This is a genomic window from Paraburkholderia sp. RCC_158 (assembly GCF_041355255.1).
Taxonomy (GTDB): domain Bacteria; phylum Pseudomonadota; class Gammaproteobacteria; order Burkholderiales; family Burkholderiaceae; genus Paraburkholderia; species Paraburkholderia graminis.
Genome location: NZ_JBFUPM010000009.1, coordinates 190,064 through 207,813, shown reverse-complemented (window position 1 = coordinate 207,813; position 17,750 = coordinate 190,064). Strand labels below are relative to the sequence as shown.

Annotated in this window: 16 protein-coding genes; all 16 read left to right on the top strand. The window is 61.0% G+C overall.

The features are described from left to right. Positions 1-436: 436 nt before the first annotated feature. Positions 437-1,603: an ABC transporter substrate-binding protein gene (locus AB6809_RS19535; protein ID WP_006050833.1), complete on the top strand. Its 1,167-nt coding sequence runs from the start codon at positions 437-439 to the stop codon at positions 1,601-1,603. A gap of 387 nt (positions 1,604-1,990) precedes the next feature. Then, on the top strand, positions 1,991-3,163 hold the full coding sequence (locus AB6809_RS19530) for an ABC transporter substrate-binding protein (protein ID WP_006050834.1): 1,173 nt from the start codon (positions 1,991-1,993) through the stop codon (positions 3,161-3,163). Positions 3,164-3,327: 164 nt separating this feature from the next. Then, positions 3,328-4,383: a branched-chain amino acid ABC transporter permease gene (locus AB6809_RS19525; protein ID WP_006050835.1), complete on the top strand. Its 1,056-nt coding sequence runs from the start codon at positions 3,328-3,330 to the stop codon at positions 4,381-4,383. Between the two features lie 4 nt (positions 4,384-4,387). Further along, on the top strand, positions 4,388-6,172 hold the full coding sequence (locus tag AB6809_RS19520; RefSeq protein ID WP_371026998.1) for an ATP-binding cassette domain-containing protein: 1,785 nt from the start codon (positions 4,388-4,390) through the stop codon (positions 6,170-6,172). 11 nt (positions 6,173-6,183) lie between these two features. After that, entirely contained in the window at positions 6,184-6,936 is a 753-nt protein-coding gene (locus AB6809_RS19515; protein WP_006050837.1) for an ABC transporter ATP-binding protein, read from the top strand. Positions 6,937-7,098: 162 nt separating this feature from the next. After that, positions 7,099-9,057, top strand: a complete 1,959-nt coding sequence (mnmG, locus tag AB6809_RS19510; RefSeq protein WP_371026997.1) for a tRNA uridine-5-carboxymethylaminomethyl(34) synthesis enzyme MnmG — start codon at positions 7,099-7,101, stop codon at positions 9,055-9,057. Beyond that, complete coding sequence (gene rsmG, locus AB6809_RS19505) at positions 9,054-9,749, top strand: 16S rRNA (guanine(527)-N(7))-methyltransferase RsmG (RefSeq protein ID WP_371026996.1); 696 nt, start codon at positions 9,054-9,056, stop codon at positions 9,747-9,749. The genes mnmG and rsmG overlap by 4 nt, the downstream gene beginning before the upstream one ends. A 65-nt stretch (positions 9,750-9,814) precedes the next feature. Beyond that, complete coding sequence (locus AB6809_RS19500) at positions 9,815-10,606, top strand: ParA family protein (protein WP_006050840.1); 792 nt, start codon at positions 9,815-9,817, stop codon at positions 10,604-10,606. 18 nt (positions 10,607-10,624) lie between these two features. Then, positions 10,625-11,512 (top strand): ParB/RepB/Spo0J family partition protein, encoded by an 888-nt coding sequence (locus AB6809_RS19495; protein ID WP_006050841.1) that lies wholly within the window; start codon positions 10,625-10,627, stop codon positions 11,510-11,512. A 489-nt stretch (positions 11,513-12,001) separates the two neighbouring features. After that, entirely contained in the window at positions 12,002-12,556 is a 555-nt protein-coding gene (locus AB6809_RS19490) for an ATP synthase subunit I (protein WP_029971216.1), read from the top strand. Between the two features lie 157 nt (positions 12,557-12,713). Then, positions 12,714-13,565, top strand: a complete 852-nt coding sequence (atpB, locus tag AB6809_RS19485) for a F0F1 ATP synthase subunit A (protein WP_029971217.1) — start codon at positions 12,714-12,716, stop codon at positions 13,563-13,565. A gap of 81 nt (positions 13,566-13,646) precedes the next feature. Next, on the top strand, positions 13,647-13,916 hold the full coding sequence (atpE, locus tag AB6809_RS19480; RefSeq protein WP_006050844.1) for a F0F1 ATP synthase subunit C: 270 nt from the start codon (positions 13,647-13,649) through the stop codon (positions 13,914-13,916). 135 nt (positions 13,917-14,051) lie between these two features. Further along, complete coding sequence (locus AB6809_RS19475; RefSeq protein WP_006050845.1) at positions 14,052-14,522, top strand: F0F1 ATP synthase subunit B; 471 nt, start codon at positions 14,052-14,054, stop codon at positions 14,520-14,522. Between the two features lie 2 nt (positions 14,523-14,524). Beyond that, complete coding sequence (locus tag AB6809_RS19470; protein WP_006050846.1) at positions 14,525-15,064, top strand: F0F1 ATP synthase subunit delta; 540 nt, start codon at positions 14,525-14,527, stop codon at positions 15,062-15,064. A gap of 58 nt (positions 15,065-15,122) precedes the next feature. Next, complete coding sequence (gene atpA, locus AB6809_RS19465; RefSeq protein WP_006050847.1) at positions 15,123-16,664, top strand: F0F1 ATP synthase subunit alpha; 1,542 nt, start codon at positions 15,123-15,125, stop codon at positions 16,662-16,664. Between the two features lie 139 nt (positions 16,665-16,803). After that, positions 16,804-17,688: a F0F1 ATP synthase subunit gamma gene (atpG, locus tag AB6809_RS19460; RefSeq protein WP_006050848.1), complete on the top strand. Its 885-nt coding sequence runs from the start codon at positions 16,804-16,806 to the stop codon at positions 17,686-17,688. The last annotated feature ends 62 nt before the right edge of the window (positions 17,689-17,750 follow it).

The window sequence follows — 17,750 nt, the reverse complement described above, 5'->3', positions numbered from 1 at the left end:
AGCCCTTATTCACGTATCCTGCGGCAACGGCGCTTAAACGCGCCCCAATTTAGTGCCGCACTGCACCACTAGGGTAATTGCTAGTTGTGGCATGGGGGGTGCTCGTTTAACCTTCATGCAGTTCTGATGCACCACGAATTTGCAGGTGGAGAACGAGGAGACATGAGGCACTAAGTGCCCACACGAAAGCGCTGTTGGATTGATATCCAACAGCGCTTTTTATTTTGTGTTTTCCAAATAGCGCCATTCAAATCTTTTGCTAACTCGGTGACCGTTTTATGTCGCCGACGATTCGCTCATTTGCCACGCCACAGCCCGTCAAAACGCTTGCGGCGTGCGGCTCGCCTCCGCTACACTCCTCATTCACCGACCGCTGGGTCGGGATTTAATTCACGAATTTAATTTGAATTGTTTTAACGGGGCATAGAGGAGCGGGATGAAGTCGGCATTGCGTTGGATCAGCGCGGCATTGGTCGCCACCGGAGTTTCGGCTGCATGGAGCGGCCCTGTATTCGCGGACGTGAAAATCGGCGTCACTGTCTCGGCAACCGGCCCGGCCGCATCGCTCGGCATCCCGGAGAAAAACACCATCGCGTTGCTGCCCAAGGAAGTGGCCGGGCAGAAGATCGATTACATCGTGCTCGACGACGCGACGGATTCCACGCAAGCCGTCAAGAACGCCCGCAAGCTCACGAGCGAAGATCACGTCGACGCGATGATCGGCTCGACCGTCGTGCCGAATTCGCTCGCCATGATGGACGTCGCCGCGGAAAACACCACGCCCGTTATCTCTCTGGCTGCTGCCGCAAGCATCGTCGAGCCAATGGACGCGAAGCGCGCGTGGGTCTTCAAGACGCCGCAAAACGACATCCTGATGGCCACCGCGATCGCGCAGCACATGTCCAACCAGGGCGTGAAGACGGTCGCGTTCATCGGCTTCTCGGACGGCTACGGCGAAAGCTGGTTCAAGGAATTCAGCAAGGCCGCCGACCTCGCGAAGATCAAGGTCGTGGCGAACGAACGCTTCGCGCGCAACGACGCGTCGGTCACGGGCCAGGTGCTGAAGATCATGTCGCAGAACCCGGACGCGGTGTTGATCGCGGGAGCGGGCACGCCTGCGGCGCTGCCGCAGAAAACGCTCAGGGAGCGTGGTTACAAGGGCAAGTACTACCAGACGCACGGCGTCGCGAATAACGACTTCCTGCGCGTGTGCGGCAAGGACTGCGAGGGTACATATCTGCCGGCTGGCCCGCTGCTCGTCGCGGAGCAACTGCCCGATTCGAATCCGGTGAAGAAGAGCGCGCTCGCCTACAAGCGCGCGTACGAAGGCGCATATGGCGCGGGCTCGGTGTCGACTTTCGGCGGTCACGCATGGGACGCGGGTCTGCTGCTGCAACGCGCGATTCCTCTCGCGCTGAAGAAAGGGCAGCCCGGCACGCCGGCGTTCCGCGAAGCGCTGCGCGCCGCGCTCGAAGGCACGAAAGACCTGCCTGCATCGCATGGCATCTTCAACATGAGCGCGAACGACCATGCCGGTCTCGATCAGCGGGCGCGCGTGATGGTGCAGATTGTCGGCGGCAAGTGGAAGTTGTCCGGCGACTGAGCAAGGGCGAAGCAATAGTCGACCTCATACAAAAAGACGCGTGCAGTTGACGCGTCTTTTTTATTGCCTCGGTTGCTTTTTGCAGCGCTGTATCGACGCCGCGAGTGTGGTTGTGCGGCTTCAGGACAAACCCGCATTTGGGTTGCAGTCTATTGACCGTCGGCGCGACACGACGCAATACTACTAACATGTTAGTGTTTTGTGCACGCCAGTTCGGAAACGACATTTCAGGAATCGCAGCAGCAGGGAGTGACCTACAAGCGGCGAAGGCTATCTCGTTGAGCAGGGAAAACCATGCTTGGCACAGCCGGACCCTATAACTAGATTCAGACACCCGACCCACGAGTCGGATCACAGATACGCACTTCGGAGCGTTGGAGACTTGCAATGGCAATGACAAAGACAAAGACAAAGCAATGGGTACGGACTGGCATCGCGATGGCATTGATGTGCGGTGCAGGCGCGGCGTTCGCTCAGGTGAAGATCGGCGTGACGCTGTCGACCACGGGGCCGGCTGCATCGCTCGGGATTCCTGAGAAAAACACGATTGCGTTGCTGCCGAAAGAGATCGGCGGCAAGACGGTGCAGTACATCATCCTCGATGACGCGTCCGATACGGGCAAGGCCGTGCAGAACACGCGCAAGCTGATCGACGAAGATCACGTCGACGCGATCATCGGCTCAACCGTCACGCCGAATTCGCTGGCCATGCTCGATCCCGCATCCGAAGGCAAGACGCCGGTCATTTCGCTCGCGGCTTCCGCTGCGATCATCTCGCCGATGGACGCGAAGCGCGCATGGGCCTTCAAACCGCCGCAGAACGACAGCCTGATGGCCGACGCCATCGCCGAGTACATGGAGCATCACGGCGTGAAGACGGTCGGCTTCATCGGCTTCGCGGATGCCTACGGCGATAGCTGGAACAAGGTGTTCACAACCGCAGCCGCTGCGCACAACCTGAAGATCGTGACGAACGAGCGCTTCAACCGGACCGACGCTTCGGTGACGGGCCAGGTGCTCAAGACGATGGGTGCGAATCCCGACGCGGTCCTGATCGCAGGCTCCGGCACGCCGGCCGCGCTGCCGGCCAAGACGCTCAAGGAGCGCGGCTACAAGGGCAAGATTTATCAGACGCACGGCGTCGCGAATAACGACTTCCTGCGCGTGTGCGCCAAGGACTGCGAAGGCGAAATTCTGCCGGCCGGTCCGATCCTCGTCGCCGATCAGTTGCCGGAGTCGAATCCGGTGAAGAAGTCGTCGCTGGCCTATAAGGCGGCGTACGAGAAAGCCTACGGCGCGGGTTCGGTCGCGACCTTCGGCGGTCATGCATGGGATGCCGGCCAGATGCTGCAACGTGCGATTCCTGAGGCGTTGAAGACGGCTCAACCGGGCACCGAAGCATTCCGCGTGGCACTGCGCGGCGCGCTGGAAAGCATCAAGGAACTGCCGGTCTCGCACGGCATCATGAACACGACCACGACTGACCACAACGGCCTCGACAAGCGCGCACGCGTGATCGTCGAGATCGTCGACGGCAAGTGGAAGCTGCAGAACGACTAATACAAAGCGACTCATAGAAAGCGGTACGCGCCTCTCGTGAAGTGCGGCACATGACGCCGCACTGCCATTCTGTTCGATGACAATGGCACCGGCCGCCGCGCCGTGCTCCGGCGCGGCGGTCGTCTTTTTCCAGTTTCGATTTCGACGCTTCAGGACGAGGAAGTATGGATCTATCAATTGCGGCGATCCTCGCGCAGGACGGCATTACGACGGGCGCCATTTACGCGTTGCTCGCGCTCGCGCTGGTGCTGGTGTTCTCCGTGACGCGGGTGATCTTCATCCCGCAGGGCGAGTTTGTTTCGTATGGCGCGCTCACGCTCGCCGCGTTGCAAACCCAAAAGTTTCCGGCCACCTGCTGGCTGCTGATGGCGATGGGCGCGGCATGCTTCGTCGTCGAAGTAGTGGGGTTCGTGCGGCACGCGGAACGGCGCCGGCATGCGGCGCGCACGCTGGCCGTACTGGTCGGCAAGTATCTGCTGTTTCCGGTCGCGGTTTATGCGCTGACGCAAGGCGTTTTCCTTCACCCTCTGCCGATGATCGCGCAGATCGCCTTGACGCTCCTGATCGTGATTCCGATGGGACCGTTTGTTTACCGGCTCGCGTATGAGCCGATCGCTGAGGCGACCACGCTGTTGCTGCTGATCGTGGCAGTGGCGGTGCACTTCGCGATGGTGGGCCTCGGTCTCGTGATGTTCGGCGCGGAAGGCTCGCGCACCACCGCGTTTTCGGACGCGACGTTCAACCTCGGCAGCCTGTCGATTTCAGGGCAAAGCCTGTGGGTGGTCGGCACGGCGGTCGTGCTGATCGGCGCGCTGTATCTGTACTTTGATCGCTCGATCTCCGGCAAGGCATTGCGCGCGACATCCGTGAACCGGCTCGGCGCGCGGCTCGTCGGCATCGGCACGACGCAAGCGGGGCGGCTCGCGTTCACGCTCGCAGCGGGCCTCGGCGCGCTGTGCGGCATTCTGGTCGCACCCTTGACCACCATCTACTACGACTCGGGCTTCCTCATCGGTCTGAAGGGCTTCGTGGGGGCGATTATCGGCGGGCTCGTCAGCTATCCGCTGGCGGCGGCCGGCTCGATCCTCGTCGGTCTGCTGGAGTCGTACTCGTCGTTCTGGGCGAGCGCCTACAAGGAAGTGATCGTGTTCACGCTGATCATCCCCGTGCTGCTCTGGCGCAGTCTCGCCAGCCCGCACGCCGAAGAGGAAGAGGAGTGACGCGATGAAACGGATCATGAAAAACAAGTTCTTCTGGCTGTTCCTCGTCGTGCTGTTCGCGTTGCCGGTGTTGCCGCGGCCGATTCACGTCCCCGAATACTGGGTGACGCTGCTTAACTACATCGGCCTCTATTCGATCGTGGCGATCGGGCTCGTGCTGCTGACGGGCATCGGCGGGATGACGAGTTTCGGGCAGGCGGCGTTTGTCGGCATCGGCGCCTATGCGACGGCGTACCTGACCACGCGCTTCGGCGTCTCGCCGTGGCTCGCGCTAATCGCCGGCGTGTTGGTGACGGCGTTGATCGCGCTGATCCTGGGTCTCGTGACGATGCGCCTGTCCGGCCACTTTCTGCCGCTCGGCACGATCGCATGGGGACTCTCGCTGTTTTACCTGTTCGGCAATCTGGAGATGCTGGGCAAGTACGACGGCATCAACGGTATTCCGGTGCTGAACGTGTTCGGCATCGACCTTGAGTCTGGCCGCCATATCTATTACCTGATCTGGCTTGTTGTGCTCGGCGCGGTCGTTTCTGTTCAAAACCTGCTTAACAGCCGGCCTGGACGGGCGATCCGCGCGCTGCGCGGCGGCGGCATGATGGCCGAAGCAATGGGCGTGAATACGGCGTGGATGCGCGTCGTCATTTTCGTCTACGCGGCGGTGCTGGCTTCCGTGTCCGGTTTTCTGTACGCGCATTTGCAGCGGGCGGTGAATCCGACGCCGTTCGGACTGAATCACGGCATCGAATTCCTGTTCATGGCGGTGGTGGGCGGTGTGTCGCATGTGTGGGGCGCGGTGCTCGGTGCGGCCATCCTCACGGTATTGCAGGACTACCTGCAAACGCTGCTGCCCAAGTTGCTCGGCGAGAACGGCAATTTCGAGGTAATCGTCTTCGGCATTTTGATGGTGCTGTTGCTGCAATACGCGCGGCAGGGTGTCTGGCCTTTCGTCGCGCGTTTCTTCCCGCGTGGACCGCGCGCGCATCTGCCGGATCAAGCGGATCCGTTGCCGCAGCGCAGCAAGCCGACGGCCGGCGAAAGCCTGTTGACGGTGAACAAGGCGCGCAAGCAGTTCGGCGGTCTCGTCGCGGTGAACGACGTCAGTTTTGAAGTAAAAGCAGGGCAGATCATCGGTTTGATCGGCCCGAACGGCGCCGGCAAATCGACCACATTCAATCTGGTGACCGGCGTGCTTCAAGCGACGAGCGGCGAGATCACCTTCCGCGGCGAGCGGATCGATTCGCTCAGTTCACGTGAAATCGTCAAGCGGGGAATCGGCCGCACGTTTCAGCACGTCAAGCTGCTGCCGGGCATGACTGTGCTCGAGAACGTCGCAATTGGCGCGCATTTGCGGGGGCATGCGGGTGTCTGGCGAAGCGTCGTGCGGCTGAATGGCGTCGAAGAAGCGCGTCTGATGGCCGAGGCGGCTCGTCAGATCCGGCGCGTCGGACTCGAGCAGCACATGTACGACGAAGCCGGAAGTCTCGCGCTCGGGCAGCAACGGATTCTCGAAATCGCGCGCGCACTGTGCTGCGATCCGACATTGCTCCTGCTCGACGAGCCGGCGGCCGGCTTGCGATATCAGGAAAAGTTGCAGTTGGCGGACTTGCTTCGCCGGCTGAAGGCGGAAGGGATGAGCGTGCTGCTGGTCGAGCACGACATGGACTTTGTGATGAATCTGACCGACCGGCTAGTCGTGATGGAATTCGGCACGCGTATCGCCGAAGGTCTGCCGCAGGAAGTGCAGCAGGACCCGGCTGTGCTCGAGGCGTACCTCGGCGGGGTGGAGTAATGGAGAACGACATGAATGCAGCGGCACCGATTCTCGATGTGAACGGTCTTTCCGTGCGCTACGGCAAAGTCGAGGCACTGCACGGCGCGGCGATCAAGGTACGGGCCGGCCAGATCGTGTCGGTGATCGGGCCGAACGGCGCGGGCAAGTCGACGTTGCTGAACGCGATCATGGGCGCCTTGCCGCCGACCGGGCACGCGAAGGGTGCGGTTGTCTACCAGGGCGAAGACGTCAGCGCGGTGCCTGTCGAGAAGCGCGTGGCTCGCGGCATGTGTCTGGTGCCGGAGAAGCGCGAGCTTTTCGCGTCGATGACCGTCGAGGACAACCTCGTTCTGGGCGCTTACCGGCGCAAGCGGGCGGGCGAGCGTAACTTCCTGGATCAAATCGAACCGGTCTTTGAACTCTTCCCGCGCCTGAAGGAGCGCCGCAAGCAGGCGGCAGGGACGTTGTCCGGCGGTGAGCGGCAGATGCTCGCCGTAGGGCGCGCGCTGATGGGTAAACCGGACTTGCTGATGCTGGATGAGCCGAGTCTGGGTCTTGCACCGTTGATCGTGAAGGAGATTTTTCACATCATCAGCGCGCTGCGCCAGACGGGAGTGGCGACGCTTCTGATCGAGCAGAACGCGCGCGCTGCGCTGCAAATTTCTGACTACGGCTATGTGCTCGAAACCGGCGAACTTGCGCTGGAAGGCGCGGCGGCCGAGTTGGCGCAGAATCCGCGGGTCATCGAGACTTATTTGGGGCTGGCCAAAAAGGCAGCCTGAGCGTTCTTTTCGAGAGTTCTTAAGCGGCGTGTTTCACGTGAAACACGCCGCTTTTTTTGTCTTAGGCCATCCGGCCGAATTCGGGCCGAAACCGAACCCGTTATAATTCGCCCAATACTTTTCTTTTGAAGGCTCACGCGACGATCTGGCGTGAGATCCGCGATGCTTTTTCCCACAGAATTCGACGTAATCGTTGTCGGTGGAGGCCACGCCGGCACCGAGGCCGCTTTGGCCTCCGCGCGCATGGGCAATAAAACCTTGCTGCTCACGCACAACATCGAAACGCTTGGACAGATGAGCTGCAATCCGTCGATCGGCGGCATTGGCAAGGGTCATCTGGTCAAGGAAGTCGACGCGCTCGGCGGCGCCATGGCGGCCGCGACGGACGAGGGCGGAATCCAGTTCCGCATTCTCAACTCGTCCAAGGGCCCGGCTGTGCGCGCTACGCGCGCCCAAGCCGACCGACTGCTTTACAAGCAGGCGATCCGTCATCGGCTGGAAAATCAGCCGAACTTGTGGCTTTTCCAGCAGGCTGTCGACGATCTGATGGTCGAAGGGGATCGCGTCGTCGGTGCGGTTACGCAGGTGGGAATCCGCTTCCGCTCGCGCGCCGTCGTGCTCACGGCGGGGACTTTCCTCGACGGCAAAATCCACGTTGGGTTGAACAATTACACGGGCGGCCGGGCGGGCGATCCGGCGGCCGTCTCGCTGTCGGCGCGTTTGAAGGAGCTCAAGCTCCCGCAAGGACGTCTCAAAACGGGGACGCCGCCGCGGATTGACGGTCGCACGATAGATTTCTCGCAACTGGAAGAGCAACCGGGCGACCTCGATCCGGTGCCAGTATTTTCGTTTCTGGGTCGGGCCGAGCAGCATCCGCGGCAAGTGCCGTGCTGGGTGACGCATACCAACGAGCGTACGCACGACATCATCCGCGGTGGATTGGATCGCTCGCCGATGTACACGGGCGTCATTGAAGGAGTGGGGCCGCGATACTGCCCGTCCATTGAGGACAAGATTCACCGCTTCGCGTCGAAGGAATCGCATCAGATTTTCCTGGAACCGGAAGGGCTGACGACCAACGAGTTTTACCCGAACGGGATTTCGACCAGCCTGCCATTCGATGTGCAGCTTGAGCTCGTGCGGTCGATGCGCGGGCTAGAGCACGCGCACATCCTGCGACCGGGTTACGCGATCGAGTACGATTATTTTGATCCGCGCGGCTTGAAGGCGTCGCTGGAGACTAAGGTAATTAGCGGGTTGTTCTTCGCGGGTCAGATCAACGGCACTACTGGCTATGAGGAGGCTGCGGCTCAAGGGCTGCTGGCTGGCATCAACGCTGGTCTGTTCGTCCAAGGGAAGGACGCGTGGTGTCCGCGTCGCGATCAGGCGTACCTCGGTGTGCTGGTCGACGATCTCGTCACGCGCGGCGTCTCCGAGCCGTATCGCATGTTCACGAGCCGCGCCGAGTATCGGTTGAGCTTGCGCGAGGACAACGCGGACATGCGGCTGACGGAAATCGGCCGCGAGTTGGGCGTGGTCGACGACGTCCGGTGGGACGCGTTCAGCCGCAAGCGCGACGCTGTTTCACGTGAAACAGAGCGGCTGCGGACAACGTGGGTGAACCCGAAGACGCTATCCGCGGATGAAGCGACGGCCTTGCTCGGCAAGCCTATCGATCATGAATACAGTCTGGCGGATCTGCTGCGTCGGCCCGGCGTCAGCTATGACGGCGTTTGCGCGCTCCGGGATGGCGCTTGCGCCGCGCCCGAGACCTTGGCGGAAGACGAGGTATTGCTCGCTCAGATCAAGGAACAGATCGAAATCGGCATCAAGTATCAGGGCTATATCGACCGTCAGGCCGATGAAATTGAACGGAACGAGGCGCACGAGAGCACGCGCTTGCCGGAAGGCTTGGACTACGCGGAAGTAAGAGGGCTGTCGTTCGAAGCGCGCCAGAAGCTGACGCAGTTCCGTCCCGAGACTATCGGTCAGGCATCGCGCATTTCGGGGATCACGCCCGCAGCCATTTCGTTGCTGATGGTGCACCTGAAGCGTGGGCTCGGCCGCCGTGCTGCGAAGCCCGCGGAGCCGGGCGCCGACAGCTCGCCGGTGGCGCAATGACGTCGAAGCAGAAGGGCAGCGACCGGCAAGCGTTGGCGCAGCTACTCACGGACGGCACACGTGAACTCGGTCTCGACCTGAACGACGCTCAACTTGGCAAGCTACTCGACTACGTCGCTTTGCTGGGTAAATGGAACGCCGTCTATAACCTGACGGCGATCCGCGATCCGCGACAGATGCTGATTCAGCACATTCTCGACTCGCTTTCCATCGTGCCGCATCTGGCGCTGCGCAATCCGCGCTCAGTGCTCGACGTGGGTTCCGGCGGTGGCTTGCCGGGGATCGTGCTGGCGATCGTCCTCCCGGATTGCAGCGTCACCGTGAACGACATCGTTCATAAGAAAACGGCTTTTCAGGCTCAGGCAAAGGCCGAGTTGGGACTCACCAATCTGTCAGTGGTGACGGGGCGCGTCGAGACCTTGCAACCTGGCGCCGAAGTGCCGGCAAAGTTCGACGTAATCGTCTCGCGAGCATTCGCAGAGCTCGCCGATTTCGTTACACTGGCCCGTCATCTCGTCGCGAAGCACGGCGCGATCCTGGCGATGAAGGGCGTGCGCCCGGACGGCGAGATCGAGCGCTTGCCGGCAGGCGCCCACGTGGAGCAAACGGTGCGGCTCCAGGTGCCGTTTCTCGACGCCGAGCGCCATCTGGTCACTGTTCTCGTCGACGAAGCCCGTCAGGCCTCGAAGTGACATTCGCCGCTCTTCAGTTTGACCACGTAACTACATCTTCAGGCAGCAAAAGGGACATTCCAACGATGGCAAAAATCTTCTGCGTTGCGAACCAGAAAGGCGGCGTCGGCAAGACGACGACGACAGTCAATCTGGCGGCCAGCCTGGCAGCGCAGGGACAGCGAGTCCTTCTTATCGATCTGGACCCGCAGGGCAATGCCACGATGGGTAGCGGCATCGACAAGGCTGCGTGTGCGAACACCGTCTACGAAGTGCTGGTGGATGGCGTCTCGGTGGCTGATGCGCGCATGCGCCCGGAAGCCGTCGATTACGACGTGCTGCCCGCCAATCGTGAACTAGCCGGCGCCGAAGTCGAGTTGGTCAGCGTGCAGAACCGTGAGCGCCAATTGAAGGCCGCGCTTGCCGCAGTCGAAGGCGAGTACGACTTTATCCTGATCGACTGTCCGCCGGCCTTGTCGCTGCTGACACTCAATGGCCTGTGCGCCGCGCATGGCGTGGTGATTCCGATGCAGTGCGAGTACTTCGCGCTCGAAGGGCTGTCCGATCTGGTCAACACCATCAAACAGGTGCACGCGAATCTAAACCGGGACCTCAAGGTGATCGGTTTGTTGCGCGTCATGTTCGACCCGCGCATCACATTGCAGCAGCAAGTTTCCGATCAATTGAAAGAGCATTTCGGCGACAAGGTGTTCGACGCGGTGATCCCGCGCAACGTGCGTCTCGCCGAAGCGCCGAGTTATGGATTGCCGGGCGTGGTATTCGACAGGGCGTCGCGTGGCGCGCAAGCGTATGTGCAGTTCGGCGCGGAAATGATTGAACGGGTGCGCGCACTGAATGACGCGCCCCAGGCATCCTAAGCGGATCGAGGAAGCACGATGAATGCAGTAGCAAGAAAGAAGGGATTGGGCCGCGGCCTGGAAGCGTTGCTCGGCGGAAGCGCCGACATCACGGAGGCGGTGGCGATAGAAGGTGCGCCGAATGTGCTGCCTCTGTCGAAAATGCAGGCCGGCAAGTATCAGCCGCGCACGCGCATGGACGAGGGCGCGTTGCAGGAGCTGGCGGCCAGCATCCGCGCGCAGGGAGTGATGCAGCCGATCCTCGTGCGGCCGGTGTCGGCGGACAAGTATGAAATCATCGCAGGCGAGCGGCGTTTTCGCGCGGCGCGCCTCGCGGGCCTGGAAGAAGTGCCCGTGCTGGTGAAGGACGTGCCCGATCAGGCCGCGGCAGCGATGGCGCTGATCGAGAACATTCAGCGTGAAGATCTGAATCCGCTCGAAGAGGCGCAAGGCATTCAGCGCTTGCTCGACGAATTCGATTTCACGCACGAACAGGCGGCGGAATCGGTTGGCCGCTCGCGCAGCGCCGTATCCAACTTGCTGCGTCTGCTGAACCTTGCCACGCCGGTTCAGACGATGCTGCTTGCCGGCGACCTCGACATGGGGCACGCGCGCGCGTTACTGGCGGTCGATGCCGCGACGCAGATCACGCTGGCGAATCAGGTCGTCAACAAGCGGATGTCGGTGCGCGAAACCGAGAAGCTGGTGGCGGCGACCACCAAGGCGGCGCCGGCGGTGAAGGCACGCGCGAACCCAGACGGCGGCCGGGATACGCGACGACTGGAAGAGGAACTGTCCGACTTGCTCGCCGCCACAGTGAAGATCAAGCTCGGTCGACGCGGCCGCGGCCAGGTTCTGGTCGACTTCGGCGATCTCGATGCGCTGGAAGGCATCCTGGTGCGCTTGCGCGGGAATGCTACCGCTTAGAGCAGAATCGTCCGCTCTCAATCGGTGAGCGGTGCAGAGAAATTAGCTGCACCGCACAGATTTTCTTGGATTCCTAACTAATCCGGCATCGGCGACGAAAGATGGCGGCGCAAGACAAGGGCAGAGCGCTCTTCTCTGTGCAGCCAACAAAAAACGCATCGCGCCGCGCGGTCAAGTAAACCGCCCCTCATCGTTTGTTGCATTTTCGAGACGTCCGCTGCAACGTTTTTCGCGCCTATCTACAGGGAGAAAACTTGCCAGTTTGCGCATGCGTTTTGCCTCTGCCCGACAGCCTTACATTTAACGTGCTGCGCGTAGCCATGAAGGCTTTTCCACATCGCGAAGCGTCGTTTCGCACTGTTTATTGAACGGCCTAAAGTCTTGAATTGCCTGCAACTATCGCTTACAATCGCCCGGATTTAATTGCACGGCAACCCCGTAAGCGCAGCGAAAGCTCGCTGATCGGAACGAGACTTTCGGAACACTGCGATGGCGGTCAAAGCGTCGAATCAAGCGCCAAAAAATGGGCGCGGCAACGGGCGCGATGAACACCGCGAAGAGCGCACCGTGTCGAATGCCTCCACCGCTCAGCAAGTCGCGCGCGAAGAATCGTGGGACGCCGAGCAGGATAACAATATCGTTCCGCTCACGCGGGCCGAAGCAGAAAAGCTGTTTGGCCCGAATGTGAGTCGTCCATCGCGCGTTACGCCTTTCAAGGTCGTGGCAGCGCAAATGGTTTTGTCCCTGGTTGCAACGTTGGTGTGGTGGCTGTTCTATAAGCCGCCGGGCGCTGCTGCGCTGTCCGCGTTCCTGGGGGGAGCGATCTGCTGGGTGCCGGGCGCATTGTTCGCGGCGCGACTGAGAACACTGAGCGGCGCCGAAACAGTGATGAGCTGGGTGCTCGGCGAAGCGCTCAAGATGGGGGCGACGATCGCGATGTTTGTAGCCATCGCCTTCTGGTATCACGACGTGCGCTGGGTTCCGCTGCTCGTGACTTATCTCATTGCGCTCAAGACGTACTGGATTGCCTTGGCGTGGCGCTGAGGAAGCAACAGGCAACTGCAAAGATTTGAAGCCGGCGCGTGGCGCCGGCGAGAGCGTGCGGATATGACACCATCCGCACCCGGCGCGTTCCCGCAATAGAGCTTTGCGGCGGGAACGGCCCAAGACGATTTTCGACAATTTGGGTGGCTTTAACGATATGGCAGCTAGCGAAGGCACGCGCGCAATGGATCCGTCCGAGTACATCGCGCACCACTTGCAAAACTTTTCCACCGGGCACCAGACGTCGATTTTCGACATCCACGTGTGGAATCTGGACACCCTGTTCTGGTCGATCGTTTGCGGTCTGGCCACCATCATCATTCTGCATCTCGCTGCCCGTAAGGCAACGTCCGGTGTGCCGGGCCGTTTCCAGTGCGCGATCGAAATGCTGGTCGAAATGGTCGAGGACCAATCGAAGTCGATGATCCACGGCACGCGCACGTTCATCGCGCCGCTGGCGTTGACGGTGTTCGTGTGGGTCGCGCTGATGAACTCGCTCGACTTCATCCCCGTCGACCTGCCGGGCCACGTGATCGGCTGGCTCGGTCTGTCGGAAGCCATCCCGCATCACCGCATCGTTCCGACGGCCGACCTGAACGGCACGATCGGCATCGCACTCGGCGTGTTCGCGCTGATGATTTACTACAACTTCAAGATCAAGGGCGCAGGCGGCTTCGTGCACGAACTGCTGTCCGCTCCGTTCGGCGCGCATCCGGTGTTGTGGATCCCGAACCTTGCACTGAACATCATCGAGTTCGTCGCGAAGACGGTCTCGCTCGGCATGCGGCTGTTCGGCAACATGTACGCGGGCGAACTGTTGTTCCTGCTGATTGCCCTGCTCGGCAGCATCTGGAGCTTCGGCGCGGACACGACGGTGCTTGGCTTCATCGGCCACGTGATCGCCGGCAGCGTGTGGGCAATCTTCCACATCCTGATCGTTCTGCTGCAGGCGTTCATTTTCATGATGCTGACGCTGGTGTACATCGGCCAGGCGCACGACACGCACTAACCTGCGCGTCGGTAAAAGAATCGTAGTTTTTCAAATCCCAGTTCCAACCAGTTCTAAAAGACTTTTCACAAAGGAGTGATCATGCAAGCTTTCATCGCCAACATCCAGGGTCTGACCGCCATCGGTATCGGCATCATCATCGGCCTGGGTGCAATCGGCGCCTGTATCGGTATCGGCCTGATGGGCGGCAAGTACATCGAAGCATGTGCTCGTCAGCCGGAACTGATGAACCCGCTGCAAACCAAGATGTTCCTGCTGGCTGGTCTGATCGATGCGGCGTTCCTGATTGGCGTTGGTGTGGCAATGCTGTTTGCGTTCGCGAACCCGCTGCTGGCCAAGCTGGCAGGCTGAGGTTCCTCGGAAGTTTGCGCCTGAGCTATAACTGAAGGCGCAGGGCGGAACGGGCACTTGGGCGCTGATCGAGCACAGAATCGATGAGCGCCTTGCCGTTTCACTTTCCGAACTAGCAACGTTTAAGGAAACACCGTGAATCTCAACGCAACCCTGTTTGCGCAAATGGTCGTGTTCCTGATCCTCGCGTGGTTCACGATGAAGTTCGTGTGGCCGCCGTTGATCAACGCCCTCGACGAGCGCTCGAAGAAGATTGCTGACGGTTTGTCTGCCGCTGAGAAGGGCAAGGCGGAACTCGAAGCCGCTCACAAGCGCGTCGACCAGGAACTCGCCCAGGCACGCAACGACGGTCAGCAGCGCATTGCTGACGCAGAAAAGCGCGCTGTGGCAGTCGCTGACGAAATCAAGGCTCAAGCACAAGCTGAAGCCGCTCGCATCATCGCGCAAGCGAAGGCCGACGCGGAGCAGCAAGTCGTGAAGGCGCGTGAAACGCTGCGCGGCGAAGTCGCCGCACTGGCAGTGAAGGGCGCTGAACAGATCCTGAAGCGCGAAGTCGACCAGGCAGCTCACGCTGACCTGCTGAATCAACTGAAAGCCGAGCTCTGATCATGGCCGAACTTGCAACCATCGCCCGTCCGTACGCAGAAGCGCTGTTTGGCGTGGCCGAAGCTGGTGACATCGCCGCCTGGTCCACGCTCGTGCAGGAGCTGGCACAGGTTGCGCGTCTGCCCGAAGTGCTGTCGATTGCCTCGAGCCCGAAAGTAAGCCGCGCCCAGGTCAGCGAACTGCTGCTGGCTGCGGTCAAGTCGCCGCTCAAGGACAACGCGCAAGCGAAGAATCTGGTGCAAATGCTGGTGGACAACCATCGTCTGCAATTGCTGCCGGAAATTGCTGTGCAGTTCGAAGAGTTGAAGAACGCCCGCGAAGGGGCGGCCGATGTGCTGATCGTCAGCGCATTTCCGCTCGAAGGCGCGCAGTTGAACGACCTCGTCGCAAGTCTCGAACGCAAGTTCAAACGCAAGCTGAAGCCGACGGTCGAGATCGACTCGTCGTTGATCGGCGGCGTTCGCGTAACGGTCGGCGATGAAGTGCTCGATACCTCGGTCCGCGCGCGGCTTGCCAGCATGCAAACGGCTCTGACGGCCTGAAGCGCCCACGGCGCTGAAGCGGCTGGCACGCAACAGAATTGACTATCAGGAGCGAATAATGCAACTCAATCCCTCTGAGATCAGCGAGCTGATCAAGAGCCGGATCCAGGGCCTTGAAGCGAGCGCAGACGTTCGCAACCAGGGCACTGTGATCTCCGTGACCGACGGTATCGTGCGTATTCACGGTCTGTCGGAAGTGATGCAGGGCGAAATGCTCGAATTCCCGGGCAACACCTTCGGTCTTGCGCTGAACCTCGAGCGTGACTCGGTCGGCGCCGTGATTCTGGGTGAGTACGAGCACATCTCCGAAGGCGACATCGTCAAGACGACGGGCCGCATTCTGGAAGTGCCGGTTGGTCCGGAACTGCTCGGCCGCGTGGTCGACGCACTGGGCAACCCGATCGACGGCAAGGGCCCGATCAACGCAAAGAAGACCGACGCAATCGAAAAGATCGCTCCGGGCGTGATCTGGCGTAAGTCGGTTTCGGAACCGGTCCAAACCGGTCTGAAGTCGATCGACGCGATGGTGCCGGTTGGCCGTGGCCAGCGTGAGCTGATCATTGGCGACCGCCAGTGCGGCAAGACCGCAGTCGCAGTCGACGCGATCATCAACCAGAAGGGCAAGAACCTCTTCTGTATCTACGTCGCGATCGGCCAGAAGGCTTCGTCGATCATGAACGTGGTGCGCAAGCTCGAAGAAACCGGCGCGCTGGAATACACGATCGTCGTCGCCGCTTCGGCTTCGGAATCGGCTGCCATGCAGTACCTGGCGCCGTACGCCGGCTGCACGATGGGCGAATACTTCCGCGACCGCGGCCAGGACGCGCTGATCGTTTATGACGACTTGACCAAGCAGGCTTGGGCATACCGTCAAATCTCGCTGCTGCTGCGCCGTCCGCCGGGCCGTGAAGCGTATCCGGGCGACGTGTTCTATCTGCACTCGCGTCTGCTGGAGCGTGCTGCTCGCGTGTCGGAAGACTACGTCGAGAAGTTCACCAACGGGGAAGTCAAGGGTAAGAGCGGTTCGCTGACGGCACTGCCGGTCATCGAAACGCAAGCTGGCGACGTGACCGCATTCGTTCCGACGAACGTGATCTCGATTACCGACGGCCAGATCTTCCTGGAAACCGACCTCTTCAACGCAGGTATCCGCCCGGCAATTAACGCCGGCGTGTCGGTGTCGCGCGTCGGCGGTGCGGCTCAGACCAAGGTCGTGAAGAAGCTGTCGGGCGGTATCCGTACCGACCTCGCGCAGTATCGTGAGCTGGCAGCATTCGCACAGTTCGCATCGGACCTCGACGAAGCAACCCGCAAGCAGCTCGAGCGTGGTCGCCGTGTGACCGAACTGCTGAAGCAGCCGCAATATCAGCCGCTGCAAGTGTGGGAACTGGCTATCTCGCTGTTCGCCGCGAACAATGGCTACCTGGACGATCTGGAAGTGTCGCAAGTGCTGCCGTTCGAAAAGGGCCTGCGCGAATATCTGAAGTCGAGTCACGCTGACCTGGTCAAGCGCATTGAAGACAACAAGGAACTCTCGAAGGACGACGAAGGCCTGCTGCACACGGCCGTCAAAGACTTCAAGAAGTCCGGCGCTTATTGATCCGCGAGTGATCCGCAAGGCATAAAAGGACTTTGAAGCGGCGCGGGCCGCATGTGTACGCTCCCGCGCTGCTTCGATCGCTTTGCATGGGACCTGGGTCAGCGCTCAGGCGCTAACCCCGGCCGACAAGGAGCAAGCAATGGCTGGAATGAAGGAAATTCGCGGCAAGATCAAGAGCGTGCAAAACACGCGCAAGATCACGAAAGCGATGGAGATGGTGGCCGCATCGAAGATGCGTCGCGCTCAGGAGCGCATGCGCGCTGCTCGCCCGTACGCCGACAAGGTCCGCGATATTGCTGCACACATGAGCCGTGCGAACCCGGAGTATCGTCACCCGTTCATGGTGTCGAACGAAGGCGCGAAGACGGCGGGCATCATCCTCGTCACGACCGACAAAGGTCTGTGCGGCGGCATGAACACCAATGTGCTGCGCGCGGCGCTGCAGAAGTTCAAGGAACTCGAAGGTCAGGGCAAGACGATCGAAGCAACTGCGATCGGCACCAAGGGTCTGGGTTTCCTGAACCGTCTGCGCGCGAAGGTGGTATCGAATGTCGTGCATCTCGGCGACACGCCGCATCTGGAAAAGCTGATCGGCGCGGTGAAGGTGCAGCTCGATCTGTACTCGGAAGGCAAGGTCTCGGCGGTGTATCTCGCGTACACGCGCTTCGTCAATACGATGAAGCAGGAGCCGGTGATCGAGCAACTGCTGCCGCTGTCGGCGGATCAGTTCGAGCGCAAGGAAGAGCAGGGCGCGACGCCGACCACGCAGTGGGACTACATCTACGAGCCGGATGCGCAGGCAGTGGTCGATGAACTGCTGGTGCGTTATGTCGAGGCGCTGGTCTATCAGGCCGTCGCGGAAAACATGGCGTCGGAGCAGTCGGCCCGCATGGTCGCCATGAAGGCCGCTTCGGACAACGCGAAGACGGTCATCAACGAACTGCAGCTTGTGTACAACAAGAGCCGTCAGGCAGCGATCACGAAAGAACTGTCGGAAATCGTCGGTGGCGCGGCGGCGGTCTGACCTTCAGGTCAGGCAATCCGCTTCGTGTGCGCCCGTGTGGCGCACCGTCCGGGCAACGGTCT

Excerpts from the sequence above, each read along its gene's own strand:
- AB6809_RS19535 (WP_006050833.1), top strand. The coding sequence starts at position 437 with ATGAAGTCGGCATTGCGTTGGATCAGCGCGGCATTGGTCGCCACCGGA.
- AB6809_RS19530 (WP_006050834.1), top strand. The coding sequence starts at position 1,991 with ATGGCAATGACAAAGACAAAGACAAAGCAATGGGTACGGACTGGCATC.
- AB6809_RS19525 (WP_006050835.1), top strand. The coding sequence starts at position 3,328 with ATGGATCTATCAATTGCGGCGATCCTCGCGCAGGACGGCATTACGACG.
- AB6809_RS19520 (WP_371026998.1), top strand. The coding sequence starts at position 4,388 with ATGAAACGGATCATGAAAAACAAGTTCTTCTGGCTGTTCCTCGTCGTG.
- AB6809_RS19515 (WP_006050837.1), top strand. The coding sequence starts at position 6,184 with ATGAATGCAGCGGCACCGATTCTCGATGTGAACGGTCTTTCCGTGCGC.
- mnmG (WP_371026997.1), top strand. The coding sequence starts at position 7,099 with ATGCTTTTTCCCACAGAATTCGACGTAATCGTTGTCGGTGGAGGCCAC.
- rsmG (WP_371026996.1), top strand. The coding sequence starts at position 9,054 with ATGACGTCGAAGCAGAAGGGCAGCGACCGGCAAGCGTTGGCGCAGCTA.
- AB6809_RS19500 (WP_006050840.1), top strand. The coding sequence starts at position 9,815 with ATGGCAAAAATCTTCTGCGTTGCGAACCAGAAAGGCGGCGTCGGCAAG.
- AB6809_RS19495 (WP_006050841.1), top strand. The coding sequence starts at position 10,625 with ATGAATGCAGTAGCAAGAAAGAAGGGATTGGGCCGCGGCCTGGAAGCG.
- AB6809_RS19490 (WP_029971216.1), top strand. The coding sequence starts at position 12,002 with ATGGCGGTCAAAGCGTCGAATCAAGCGCCAAAAAATGGGCGCGGCAAC.
- atpB (WP_029971217.1), top strand. The coding sequence starts at position 12,714 with ATGGCAGCTAGCGAAGGCACGCGCGCAATGGATCCGTCCGAGTACATC.
- atpE (WP_006050844.1), top strand. The coding sequence starts at position 13,647 with ATGCAAGCTTTCATCGCCAACATCCAGGGTCTGACCGCCATCGGTATC.
- AB6809_RS19470 (WP_006050846.1), top strand. The coding sequence starts at position 14,525 with ATGGCCGAACTTGCAACCATCGCCCGTCCGTACGCAGAAGCGCTGTTT.
- atpA (WP_006050847.1), top strand. The coding sequence starts at position 15,123 with ATGCAACTCAATCCCTCTGAGATCAGCGAGCTGATCAAGAGCCGGATC.
- atpG (WP_006050848.1), top strand. The coding sequence starts at position 16,804 with ATGGCTGGAATGAAGGAAATTCGCGGCAAGATCAAGAGCGTGCAAAAC.